The 337-nt window shown below is 42.1% G+C and carries 1 protein-coding gene; it reads right to left on the bottom strand.

The window, feature by feature from the left end:
• A partial coding sequence (locus ACNKXV_RS13715; RefSeq protein WP_417908286.1) for an Ig-like domain-containing domain occupies positions 1-337 on the bottom strand: 337 nt, incomplete at both ends.

Genomic DNA, 337 nt, shown 5'->3' with positions numbered 1-337 from the left:
CATTAGGCAGGTCTTGATCTGCTCTTGGAGCCGGCATGAGTTCATTGATCACCAAAGATTTGTAGTCAAACGAAGTCGGATCTGTAAACCTGAAATTGACCGAGGTATCCCTCAAAAAATTGCCTTCCAAATCGGGAATTTGCATGACATCCAACCTATAACTTTTACCTTCTTCCAAATTTTCCTCAAAACGAAGAATCCGGGTAGAATCATTGAGTGAATTGATTATTTCGGGGTCTATTCCATCCAACTTGTAAGCAAGCGGAAGGAGCGAGAATACCGGGTCTATTGGCTCATCGAAACCCAACAAAATCTCCTTTGAAGAATACCCCTTTAC

This window comes from Christiangramia aquimixticola (assembly GCF_048285835.1).
Taxonomy (GTDB): domain Bacteria; phylum Bacteroidota; class Bacteroidia; order Flavobacteriales; family Flavobacteriaceae; genus Christiangramia; species Christiangramia aquimixticola.
This window is presented reverse-complemented; position numbering and strand designations above follow the sequence as displayed.